Source organism: Psychrobacter sp. T6-1 (genome assembly GCF_052258445.1).
This window is the reverse complement of record NZ_JBQQFC010000066.1, coordinates 1-11,056: the sequence shown is the minus strand read 5'-3', so window position 1 is coordinate 11,056 and position 11,056 is coordinate 1. Positions and strand designations below refer to the sequence as shown.

Below are 11,056 nucleotides of genomic sequence, written 5' to 3'. Positions count from 1 at the left end.
TGGCGCTCAGTAGTATAGCGGATTAGGCCACGCGGATAACCGACTTTGTCCATGATCTCGTTACAAGCATCGACGCAAGCGGCGCACTGGATGCAAGCCACCTGCAGACCGTCTCTAATATCGATACCTGTTGGGCAGACCTGTACACACATAGTACATTCAATACAGTCGCCTAGATGGTCAGGATTGGTGCCCTTTTTACGTGGACCACGTGGTTCGCCGCGCTCGTAATCATAGGAGACAATCAAAGTATCTTTGTCGAACATGACGCTCTGAAAACGGCCATAAGGGCAGATCTGGATACACATCTGCTCACGCATATAGCCTGCATTGGCATAGGTGGCGAAGGTAAAGATAAACATCGATACCCATATCCAAGTCGGCCAATCAGGAAAAGGGATAAACCCTAGCATCTGCCAACTACCAAAAATATACTCAGTACCAGCGACATAACTGACAAAGGTGGCTGCAGTGATAACAGAGAGAATGAACCAAATCAAATACACTAAACTACGCTTAAACACTTTGGTTGGACTCATTGGGGCTTTATCGAACTTGATACGCTTATTACGATCGCCAATGACCCATTTTTCGATATGCTGGTACAAATGTGTCCAAATAGTCTGTGGACAAGCATAGCCGCACCATACACGCCCTGCAAATACGGTGACCATAAACAAAGTAAACGCAGCAATTAATGCAAAAGCGGCGATAAAGTAAAAATCTTGGGTCAAAAACGTCATACCAAAGATATAATAATGCTGAGAGGGTACATCAAACCAAATCGCTTGCCGCCCATCATAACGCAGCCACGGCAACAATAAAAACAACGCCAAAAAAAAGTACATACTAGCGACGCGAATATTTTGATAAAACCCTGTCACAAACCGAGTATGGACACGCTGTTTGGTCGCATCTAGGTCAATTTGTTTGATAGGGATTTTATTAGATTGCGATTCTGACATGACATGCCTCTCAAAAGAATCAGTCTACTATGAGCCATAATAGCTATGTATAGCGCCGCTCAATAAGTACGGGTTTAAAACCTCGATTGTGCTCGCTAAAAAACAGGCTACCGATAACAGATATTTTATCATTACCCCTACTATAAATGGGGAGATAATCAAAAAAAACAATCGCTTATCGCAGCATTAAAAAGTAATGATTGAAAAACTAACGACATCACAACGCTAAATACAGGTATATAAAAAAATATAAAAAAGGAGAGCTGCAATAACAGTTCTCCCTTTTGGTGTTCATCCATTTATACAATAAACGTCTAAAGCTCAGTCTATAATAATATGCTTAATTAGCTACAGTTGCTTGTGCGTTGTTTTGACTATTAGTAGCAGTAGCAGTAGCAGTCATAGGCACAGCTGCATTACTTCTGTCAGACAGTGAATATACGTAGGCTGACAATAGCATAATACGCTCATTACCAAGCTTAGTTTCCCATTCAGGCATAACGCCTGCACGACCATAGCGTAGGGTATCACGAACCGTTTCGCGCTCACCGCCGTACAACCATATATTATCAGTCAAGTTCGGCGCGCCCGTTGAAATCATGCCCTTACCTTCAGGTCCATGACACAGTACGCAGTTAGTAGGCTCTTTAAAGATACTCTCACCCTGAGCAACTAGAGTTTGATCAAGCTCACCGTTACTAGTACTGCCATTGTTTGGAGATAAAGAAAGTACATATTCAGCTACTGCACGTATGCCTTCCTCACCAAGCTGATCACGCCATGCAGTCATACCACCCACGCGGCCATTGTGTAGCGTTGTAAGAATATGATCAGCACCGCCACCATATAACCAATCATTGTCTGTTAAGTTAGGATAGCCTCTAGCACCTTTAGCATTAGAACCATGACAGACAGAGCAGTTTTGCAAAAATAGACGGCTACCTACTTTGAGTGCATTTGGATCTTGTGATAGCTTCTCTACGGCTGGCGCAAGCTGGGCAACCTTCTCATCAATACGGGTTTGAATATCCGCTGGTGGATTCTCACTACGACGCATAGTCGTCTGCAATTCGCTCAGCTCATTGAGTATAGTCGTCGCCTCTGTTGCACCAGCTCTAGCTAAGATAGTTTGCTCAAAGTTACTGGTAAAGATTCTATCATTCTCTTCAAGCTCGCTAAAAAGCTCGTTCTTTGACGTCCAAGGAACCGTTTCGCCATCGACTTCAACAGTAGCAACGCCATTCCAATGCGACGGCAAGATGGCTGGAAAAAATATCCAGTAAGCCACGCCCCAAACAATAGAGCCAAAAAATATTACCAGCCACCATTTTGGCAGCGCTTTGTCATATTCTCGAATACCGTCGTACTCATGACCGGTTGTACCGTCTTCTTCTACATCAGGTTTGTACTTAAGTACAAATAATAATACCCCAAGAATGAAAACCCAGCACCCAATACTAAGTATGGTTATCCAAGAACTCCAAAAAAATGTCATGGTTTATCCTTATTGCGCTGCTCATCAGACAAAGATTGAATATGCTCGTCATCAAGCGCAAGTTGTGCATCTTCTTCGAAGCGTTTTTTATTTTTTGGTGAATACGCCCACCATGCAACGCCTATAAAAGCGATGAAAGCAGCTACCGTTGCAAATATTTGTAAATCACCAATACCCATTAGCGCTGTCCTTCCATTGCAGTACCGAGCTGCTGCAAGTAAGCAACTAAAGCATCAAGCTCAGTGGCACCAAGTACCGCATCTGGCGCGCCATCGATGTCCTCTTGCGTATAAGGAACACCGAAACGATCACGGAACAATTGCATTTTGCTCTGAACTTTAGCGCCATCAACTTCACTCGTTGCAAGCCAAGGGAAACCTGGCATAACAGACTCAGGAACTAAAGATCTGGGCGCGATTAGATGCTGCTTTTGCCAATCTTCAGAATAACGTCCACCCACTCGTGCTAAATCTGGCCCCGTACGTTTTGATCCCCAAAGAAAAGGGTGATCCCACGTCGATTCAGCCGCGCGCGAGTAGGGACCATAGCGCTCAACTTCAGCGCGTAATGGACGTACCATTTGCGTATGGCACACATGACAGCCTTCACGGATATAGATATCCCGACCTTCAAACTCAAGCGCTGTCCAAGGTTCCATTGCAGGCAGAGGCTTGTTCACCCCGCCTTCTTCAGCAGGTTTATAGTCATATATTAAGGGTACGATCTCAACAAGCGTTGCAAAGCTGATTGCGATGACGATACCGATAACGAGCAAACCTGTGTTTTTTTCAATAATTTCATGCGGTGTACCAGCCATGATTGCTCCTTATACTTTAGCGGTCTGTGGTTCATCAACACTAGGATTATGATCTGTAGGATCAGCGAGCATTACAGGCTTACCTTCTGGCATCTTAATAGTGCGATAGACGTTATAAGCCATGATGAACATACCTGATACATAGAGCAGACCACCAAAAGCACGACCTATGTAAGGATAATGCGAGAACTCAACCGTATCAACAAAGCTATATACCAGTGTTCCATCAGGGTTGGTTGCAAGCCACATCATGCCTTGACCGATACCTGATATCCACATAGAGACGATATAAAAGATAGTACCTGCAGTCGCTAACCAAAAATGCGTGGTAATCAAACTGATTGAATACATCTTAGGCTTGTTATAAATACGTGGAAGTAGCACATATAGTGAGCCGATTGTAATCATACCGACCCAGCCAAGAGCTCCTGAATGCACGTGACCAATAGTCCAATCGGTATTATGCGACAAAGCGTTCACTGTCTTAATAGACATCATCGGACCTTCAAAGGTCGACATCGCATAAAAGGATAACGCCACAATCATAAAGCGAATGATCGGATCGGTACGCAGCTTGTCCCAGCTACCTGATAGCGTTAATACGCCGTTAATCATACCGCCCCATGATGGCGCGAATAGAATAATTGAGAAGACCATCGCCAGCGACTGCGTCCAATCTGGAAGCGCAGAGTAATGAAGATGATGACCACCTGCCCACATGTATGCTGCAATCAAAGCCCAGAAATGCACAATAGACAAGCGATACGAGTAGATAGGACGACCAATCTGTACCGGTACAAAGTAGTACATCATGCCCAAAAAGGCTGCTGTTAGATAAAAACCAACCGCGTTATGACCATACCACCACTGTACCATCGCATCGGTAGCACCGCCATATAGCGAATAAGACTTAAAGGCGCCGACAGGGATTGCCATACTGTTGACAATGTGTAGTAGCGCAATAGTAATAATAAACGCAGCAAAGAACCAGTTCGCCACATAGATATGTGACGTCTTACGCTTAATCAAAGTACCGAAGAAGACGATGGCATAAGATATCCATACTAAAGCGATTAAGATATCAATCGGCCACTCAAGCTCAGCGTACTCTTTAGTCGATGTTAAACCCATAGGCAGGGTAATGACAGCAGCAACAATGACTGCCTGCCAGCCCCAAAAGGTAAACCACGCCAAATATGGAGCGAACAGCCGAGTCTTACAAGTGCGCTGAACAATATAGTAGGACGTGGCAAATAGCGCACAACCACCAAACGCAAAAATGACCGCATTCGTATGTAGCGGTCTTAATCGGCTAAATGTCAGCCATGGAATGTCAAAATTGAGTGCGGGCCAAGCCAATTGTGATGCAATGAATACACCAAGGCTCATGCCGACAATGCCCCAAATGACGGTCATCGTCGTAAAGAATCGCACGATAGTGATTTCATACTCACTATCAACGGGGGCGATTGCTGTGTTTTGTAAACTCATGGGATGATTCCTATACAGCCTAAATTATCAACAGAATTAACCATAACTACATTAGAAAATTGAGCGGTAGGGTCTTATCGTATAAAACAGGGAGTATCTTAAACGCTTACATGGGATTAGTGTAATAAGCGCAAAATATCGGTGCTCGATCAAGACTGAACATTACACAAGACAAAGGGGATAAGATAAATATCAAAGCTAAACAGTAGGGTGGTGACCATCATTAACTGTTTGCATAACTCTTAAAATCACGTCTACGTAATGTTTGGTTAAAACTCCCGACTCTGTTTAAGGGTATTGTAACGCAATATTAAGTAAATATCATCAGAACTGTGACCCAAAATACAAACTCTTTGGTAAATTATTTTGCAGACAACTTATTATTAAAAGAACGCTTATGCCCTTGAATTATGATTTGGCTACTAATTACCGAACAGCGATTACCGTGACTTTTTGTTACTATTTTATGATAAGTGCCAAGTTGGGGTTTTACTTATCGCAGCTTAGCCGACTATAATGAAATGGAAAACGGTCTAAGACCAAAATAGGATGCTTAGAGTCACGTGACTTTAACAAGTCAGAGGCGTTTAGCGAATAGCGCTTATATTTTAAGCAAGTCACTCCTAAGTATCATCCCCTTTAACAATCTTGAATGCCTACATGGTTAAACAGTGAGGCACTTATTAAGGATAATAATATGGCAGTTTTTTTGACGGATGCATGGTTTGATGAAGTTGAGCAATTGGGCCGTGACGCAGGTGAGCTTAACTTGCCGCCAGCACTCGCTAACATGGTCATTAATCTAAAAGTCTCTGACGGTGATGAGGTTATCGAAGCTAACTTTGCCGATGGATTATTACATCGTGGTCTTAATGATGAGGCAACCACTACTTTGCTGCTTGATCGCGAGACCTTGCAATCTATTATCACAGGGTTTGATATGAACCAGATCATGGGCGCCTTTATGAGTGGCAAAATTCGCGTTGAAGGCGATATGTCGCAGCTTATGGCTGTTCAGACTGCTCGTCCAAGCGCTGAGCAAAAAAAGCTGTTCAAAAAAGTAAAAGCTATGACTACTATGGCTTAAGAGCAATGGCTGAAAAGTAAGTTCACTATAGAAGTATGATAGTTAAGCTTCCAACTAAAAAAGAGCCTCTAATGTTTAGAGGCTCTTTTTTAGTGCTAGTGGGTAGTAAAAATTTTTAGTTACTGATTTTCTTTGTAGATTGCTGCTTGCAGCCAGATATTTGCTTGTATGTAATCATTGACTTCAATAGCATTGTTCTGTTCTGTGTTTACAGCGCCAATACGCACGACGAATGGATCAGCGTCTTGCTCGCGCAAGATGACCACATCAAACAAAATAATGGACTGACCATTAAAATGAGTTTCTTGCTTACCCAGTACTTGTCCTTGACACCACGCCTCATCTTCTTGGCCTAAAGTATCACCAAACAAGTATGCACACATATGACCTAAATTGATCTCAATAGGCGCCATCTGCTCTTTGGTTTCAGGCTCCCACTCTTTGATCTGCTCTTGAACGTCTTTTGGTACTTGACCGTCATTGGCGGCGACAATGTCATTAAAAGCGCGGTGATAGCGAATAGCATCGACATCTTCAACCAAAATAGTCTCACTTTGCTCGCTTGGACTGATCTCATGTGCCCACGCGCTAAAATTAACAAAGTAAAGCTCGTCCTGCTTGTAAAGCTGATGGTTGGCGGTATAGAGCTGATCAAAAGCATAGATAATACTGCCATCAACAGTGCGCAGCCTTAGCACTGCATCTTGAGTATTTTCGTTAACGATAATACGCTCGATTCGGCATTTGAGACCGTAAGGACCGTCCACGCAAGGGTAGGCGTTAATAAAGCACTCAGGCTTGCCATCACGCATGGCGAGCACTTGATTAATATGGCAGGGCTGGTTTTCTGAGAGCAATAAGCATTTGTCCTCAGCACTAGCATTGCCATTGAGACCCTTTGGCATAGTCGCTTTTTCGATCATGAGTTGGAGCCACTCAGGCACATCACGGCTTAAATCGTCCGTTAATATGCGCCAATGGTCGCCATGACCGGCGGTTTGCTCATCGCTCAAAGTTACTTTTGTGGGGGTTTGTACATTTTTATATTGATAGTTGATAGTCATGAGAGTACTCAAAATGTAGTCAGTCGCAGGATCTGATTATAAAAGCTTGCTTACATAGGGATAAATAAGTGACCGATAACGGTTAACAATACCTAGCCATAATAGGCGCACGCTTTTTCAGTCCTGTTAATGGGTGAATTCGTCCTTAGCATACAATGCTTCTTAACATACAATATATAGGTATGAAAATAACCAATAGCAAGCCCTTCATAAAAAATAATGATATCGCCTTTATTTTTGCCAAAAAAATACGCGCAGTTTATGTGAATCACTGGCACATATGATCTAATTTGTGTCAAACTAGCCATTTTTTGGCGACCAGCATTAATGGTATGTCTAAAACCCTATCTGTTAGTAGGGCTTACTTTTTGGTGGCTGTTTTGATAACGCTTGAATTGTCAGACAGCCTTTGAGCTATTTTAAAGTGTAAGCCATCTACTATAGATAAGATAAAGAGTTTAACTATGTTTCGTCCTTTAGCGTTATTTATTGGCTTGCGGTATACCCGAGCAGAGCGCAGTAATCGATTTATCTCCTTTATATCCTTGATATCTATGGTCGGTCTGACTTTGGGTGTGGCAGTACTTATTACAGTGCTCTCTGTGATGAACGGCTTTGATCGTGAGCTTAAAACGCGAATACTAGGTATGGTGCCGCAAGCTACTGTTATCTCGTCAGAGGTGATTGGCAACTGGGAACAATTAGCAGATCAAATTGAAGAAGATCCTGAGGTTACCGCTGTCGCGCCTTTTATTCAGCTTCAAGGCATGCTGACCTCAAACGGTCAAGTGGCTGGCATCATGGTGACGGGCGTCGAGCCTGATTACGAAAAGAACGTCTCTATTATCAATGATAATATGGTTGAAGGCGACATTGACACCCTAAAAAATGGTGATTTTAGTATCGTTTTGGGTGAGGAGATGGTGCAATCATTAGGCCTGCGCTTAGGCGACAAAGTGACGCTGGTATTGCCAGAAGCCTCACCTTCTGCAGCAGGCGTGATACCACGCTTTAAGCGCTTTACCTTAACGGGTATCTTTAGCATTAGCCCAGAGGTCGACAGCTTGATGGCGTTTATTCCAATGGGTGATGCAGGCAAGTTGCTGCGTTTGCCAGAGGGCGCTCAGGGTATTCGTATGAAGCTTGACGATCTATTTAATGCACCACTTGCTGCGCAAAATGCCGCAGCTATCGCACCTAATCAGCTCTATCCTAATGACTGGACACAGACGCATGGCAATCTATTTGGTGCCATTCAAATGGAGAAAGCAATGGTTGGCCTGCTGCTGTTCTTAATCATTTTAGTTGCCGCCTTTAATATCGTCTCAAGTCTTGTGATGCTCGTCACTGACAAAAAAGCTGATATCGCCATCCTCAAAACCTTTGGTGCTTCTCCGCGCCTGATAACGCAGGTCTTTATGGTGCAAGGAGTCGTCATAGGAGTGATTGGTACGGTAGCAGGAACGGTTCTTGGAGTCGTATTTGCGCTTACAGTGAGTGATATTCTAGGCTTTATTAATCAAAGCTTTGGCCTTAATCTATTTGACGCCTATTTTATTAATTACTTGCCCTCGCAGCTTCGTTTGACTGATGTGGTGCTTATCACTGGCGTATCATTTGTCCTAAGCTTTTTGGCAACGATATATCCTGCGCGCCGTGCCGCTAGAATACAGCCCGCTCAAACGCTGCGCTATGAGTAATAGCTGACGTTTGAGTAACGCACGAATTTGATACTATCTATCAATTTATTACCTGACAAAAATGATTATAAAGGAAGCGCTATGTCTGCCATTTTAGAGGCGACCAACATTAGCAAGATATATGACGAAGGGGCCGTACGTACTCAGGTGTTGACGGGTCTGGATCTAACCATCAATGCAGGCGAGCGTATCGCTATCGTTGGTACCAGTGGTTCAGGTAAGAGTACGTTGCTGCATTTATTAGGCGGGCTTGATACGCCAACCAGCGGCGAGGTCTGGTTACATGGTAAGTGTCTTAATCAGATGAATGAGACTGAGCGCGGCGCAATGCGTAACCAGCATCTGGGATTTATTTATCAGTTTCATCATCTACTGGCAGAGTTTACGGCGATCGAAAACGTAGCTATGCCGCTACTGATGCGTCCAAAGGTCTCAACCACTGATGCCCGCGCGCAGGCGATTGAGATATTAAATAATGTCGGATTGGATCATCGCCTTAACCACAGACCAGGGGAGCTATCAGGCGGGGAGCGCCAACGGGTTGCTATTGCCCGCGCTTTGGTGACAAAACCCTCACTAATACTCGCTGATGAGCCGACAGGTAATCTAGATTATGACAATGCGCAAAGTGTCTTTGGAATGCTCTCAGAGCTACAAAGCACTATGCAAACGGCACTACTCATGGTTACTCATGATCGCAATCTTGCGGCGCTCGCTGATCGCCAGCTATTGCTGCGTAACGGTCATTGGGAGGCGTATTAGTCTGTTTTGTCCAACAGGATTTGACCAAGTAAATGAGTATGATTTGACTTTGATGGTTAAGGAGTAATAACGATGTTTAAGTACGATGATCCGATTGCCGCTTTTGGGAGTGCAGAAGAAGGCAATGACCCGATAAGACCTTATCTAGATCCTACCCTATACGACACAGTGGATAGAGACAGTCAGATAAAGATGCTCAAGGCGGTATTTGACGCCATTACTTTGGGCGGCGTAGATTACGACTTGAATGCGCAAACCAGCACAGAGGGTAGAATGCGTTATACGCTCACTAAAAATAGTGAAGTTGTGATAGTCCTATTTATGGAAAGTAACTTTTCAGATCTTGTTATTGAAGCGATTAACGCCACGCAAAAAAGTTAAGAGTAATTCATTTAAGACCTAACCTTTAAAGAGTGTTAGTTACTATCAACGCTTTTTTTTAACGCTTTCTTTTTTTCTTTTTCGCTCGAAGTCGTTGACGATTTTGCCAACTACTAACCGTCTTATAGCGCCAAATTGCTTTGAAGGCTAGTCCGCAAATAATACTGCTGATAATAGCCAATATGGTAAGACCTAAGCAAAACGCCGGCAAAGAGACAAATCCCTTGTAAGTCACAAAGGGATTTGCACCATCTGATAATACCCATAAACTAAAATCTGCAATCATTCTGCCAATCAGCCGAAGACTGATCATTGGCACGTCCATAATTTTGGCACCAATATAATAGCCTGCGTAAAATATAGGTAGGGTAGTGAGCGGGTTAGTAATCCATGTCAGACCAAGCGCCATAGGGACGTTGGCTCGAAATATCAGCGCGCCTATCAAGGCTAGCAGCATCTGACCAGGTAGCGGAAAAAAAGCGCTTAGCACACCGATATATACCGCTTTATTTAAACTATGACGATTAAAATGCCACAAGCGTGCATCTGCCAAATGCGGCGCAAATAGCTTCATTGTGCGACTTTCTAAAATCTTTTCTGGTGTAGGTAGCAGGTTTTTAAGACGCTTTTGAGACACAGGCTTGCCTTGAATGATTATTTAAAGCCCGCTCAACGTCCAACGAGAGGCTGAAAGTAGTGGCATGTACTTATAAGTTTTGTCCCCATAAAAGAGGAGGCCAATAACCTTAACACGATATCGAGTATAGGGTAATATAAAAAAAATTGCTATTGTACAGCGATAGCGTGGCGCGGTATATTTAACAGATGTCTATTCTTAGAGAGTCTACAACTTAAGTTTTTTATCTTAAATATAAGCGAATGCGGCATAAACAAGGAGCGTGAGTGTATTGGCTGGTAGGTACGCTTATTATAAGTATAATGCTCGGCGTCTTGGCGGTTGCCAGTAGTCCAGTATTTCCCGTTGGCGCCTTAACGATTATGGTGCTACCTTCCTCGTTATTAGTACCTTTTTTACTAATCACTGCCGCTATTTTATTACTGATAACTGCGCGCCGCCGTACCCATATTGTCTCTTCTACTGCTAGTTTGCTCGCTTATAAAGAATCCTTAAAACCTGCTAGACCTTTTTATCATCTGCTTTATTTCTCATTTGCTATAACGCTTACCCTAGCACTTATCGCTGGTAGCGCCTTGCAAGCTACTTATGAGTATCAGCAAGCAGAAACTACAAAAATTACTGATTCTATGCGGGTGTCAGCGCTGGTTACTATCG

General features: G+C 43.4%; 11 protein-coding genes and 1 pseudogene. 5 read left to right on the top strand and 7 right to left on the bottom strand.

Annotation, left to right across the window (positions count from 1 at the left end):
- From ccoG to ccoN, 5 genes are all read right to left on the bottom strand, one after another.
- Window positions 1-965 (bottom strand): cytochrome c oxidase accessory protein CcoG (gene ccoG / locus ACTXGO_RS05770; protein ID WP_443573670.1); only part of this gene is annotated, 965 nt, incomplete at its 3' end.
- Window positions 966-1,305: 340 nt separating this feature from the next.
- The gene (gene ccoP, locus ACTXGO_RS05765) at window positions 1,306-2,460 is read right to left on the bottom strand and encodes a cytochrome-c oxidase, cbb3-type subunit III (protein WP_443573669.1); all 1,155 of its coding nucleotides are present in this window, start codon (window positions 2,458-2,460) and stop codon (window positions 1,306-1,308) included.
- On the bottom strand, window positions 2,457-2,639 hold the full coding sequence (locus ACTXGO_RS05760; RefSeq protein WP_317198550.1) for a cbb3-type cytochrome oxidase subunit 3: 183 nt from the start codon (window positions 2,637-2,639) through the stop codon (window positions 2,457-2,459). Before ACTXGO_RS05760 ends, ccoP begins: the two co-directional genes overlap by 4 nt.
- Entirely contained in the window at window positions 2,639-3,277 is a 639-nt protein-coding gene (gene ccoO / locus ACTXGO_RS05755; RefSeq protein WP_317198549.1) for a cytochrome-c oxidase, cbb3-type subunit II, read from the bottom strand. The genes ACTXGO_RS05760 and ccoO overlap by 1 nt, the downstream gene beginning before the upstream one ends.
- 9 nt (window positions 3,278-3,286) lie before the next feature.
- The gene (gene ccoN, locus ACTXGO_RS05750; RefSeq protein WP_317198548.1) at window positions 3,287-4,768 is read right to left on the bottom strand and encodes a cytochrome-c oxidase, cbb3-type subunit I; all 1,482 of its coding nucleotides are present in this window, start codon (window positions 4,766-4,768) and stop codon (window positions 3,287-3,289) included.
- A 697-nt stretch (window positions 4,769-5,465) separates the two neighbouring features.
- Here ccoN and ACTXGO_RS05745 point away from each other — a divergent pair.
- The gene (locus ACTXGO_RS05745; RefSeq protein ID WP_443543400.1) at window positions 5,466-5,855 is read left to right on the top strand and encodes an SCP2 sterol-binding domain-containing protein; all 390 of its coding nucleotides are present in this window, start codon (window positions 5,466-5,468) and stop codon (window positions 5,853-5,855) included.
- A 119-nt stretch (window positions 5,856-5,974) separates the two neighbouring features.
- Here the strand turns inward: ACTXGO_RS05745 and ACTXGO_RS05740 are convergent, their stop codons facing one another.
- Window positions 5,975-6,919: a hypothetical protein gene (locus ACTXGO_RS05740; RefSeq protein ID WP_317198546.1), complete on the bottom strand. Its 945-nt coding sequence runs from the start codon at window positions 6,917-6,919 to the stop codon at window positions 5,975-5,977.
- A gap of 464 nt (window positions 6,920-7,383) precedes the next feature.
- Between ACTXGO_RS05740 and ACTXGO_RS05735 the strand changes: the two genes are divergently transcribed.
- The 3 genes from ACTXGO_RS05735 to ACTXGO_RS05725 all read left to right on the top strand — a co-directional run bounded on the left by ACTXGO_RS05735 (window position 7,384) and on the right by ACTXGO_RS05725 (window position 9,762).
- Window positions 7,384-8,619: a lipoprotein-releasing ABC transporter permease subunit gene (locus ACTXGO_RS05735; protein ID WP_443543398.1), complete on the top strand. Its 1,236-nt coding sequence runs from the start codon at window positions 7,384-7,386 to the stop codon at window positions 8,617-8,619.
- Window positions 8,620-8,700: 81 nt separating this feature from the next.
- Window positions 8,701-9,381 (top strand): lipoprotein-releasing ABC transporter ATP-binding protein LolD, encoded by a 681-nt coding sequence (gene lolD, locus ACTXGO_RS05730; protein WP_443543396.1) that lies wholly within the window; start codon window positions 8,701-8,703, stop codon window positions 9,379-9,381.
- Window positions 9,382-9,453: 72 nt separating this feature from the next.
- The gene (locus ACTXGO_RS05725; protein ID WP_317198543.1) at window positions 9,454-9,762 is read left to right on the top strand and encodes a hypothetical protein; all 309 of its coding nucleotides are present in this window, start codon (window positions 9,454-9,456) and stop codon (window positions 9,760-9,762) included.
- A 58-nt stretch (window positions 9,763-9,820) separates the two neighbouring features.
- Here ACTXGO_RS05725 and ACTXGO_RS05720 read toward each other — a convergent pair whose 3' ends face one another.
- A complete protein-coding gene (locus tag ACTXGO_RS05720; protein ID WP_317198542.1) occupies window positions 9,821-10,399 on the bottom strand; it encodes a DUF2062 domain-containing protein in 579 nt (192 codons plus the stop codon).
- Between the two features lie 266 nt (window positions 10,400-10,665).
- Between ACTXGO_RS05720 and ACTXGO_RS05715 the strand changes: the two are divergent.
- Window positions 10,666-11,056: pseudogene (locus ACTXGO_RS05715) on the top strand (hypothetical protein); the annotation flags it as partial.

Coding starts and splice junctions, on each gene's coding strand:
- ccoP (WP_443573669.1), bottom strand. CDS start 2,460: ATGACATTTTTTTGGAGTTCTTGGATAACCATACTTAGTATTGGGTGC.
- ACTXGO_RS05760 (WP_317198550.1), bottom strand. CDS start 2,639: ATGGGTATTGGTGATTTACAAATATTTGCAACGGTAGCTGCTTTCATC.
- ccoO (WP_317198549.1), bottom strand. CDS start 3,277: ATGGCTGGTACACCGCATGAAATTATTGAAAAAAACACAGGTTTGCTC.
- ccoN (WP_317198548.1), bottom strand. CDS start 4,768: ATGAGTTTACAAAACACAGCAATCGCCCCCGTTGATAGTGAGTATGAA.
- ACTXGO_RS05745 (WP_443543400.1), top strand. CDS start 5,466: ATGGCAGTTTTTTTGACGGATGCATGGTTTGATGAAGTTGAGCAATTG.
- ACTXGO_RS05740 (WP_317198546.1), bottom strand. CDS start 6,919: ATGACTATCAACTATCAATATAAAAATGTACAAACCCCCACAAAAGTA.
- ACTXGO_RS05735 (WP_443543398.1), top strand. CDS start 7,384: ATGTTTCGTCCTTTAGCGTTATTTATTGGCTTGCGGTATACCCGAGCA.
- lolD (WP_443543396.1), top strand. CDS start 8,701: ATGTCTGCCATTTTAGAGGCGACCAACATTAGCAAGATATATGACGAA.
- ACTXGO_RS05725 (WP_317198543.1), top strand. CDS start 9,454: ATGTTTAAGTACGATGATCCGATTGCCGCTTTTGGGAGTGCAGAAGAA.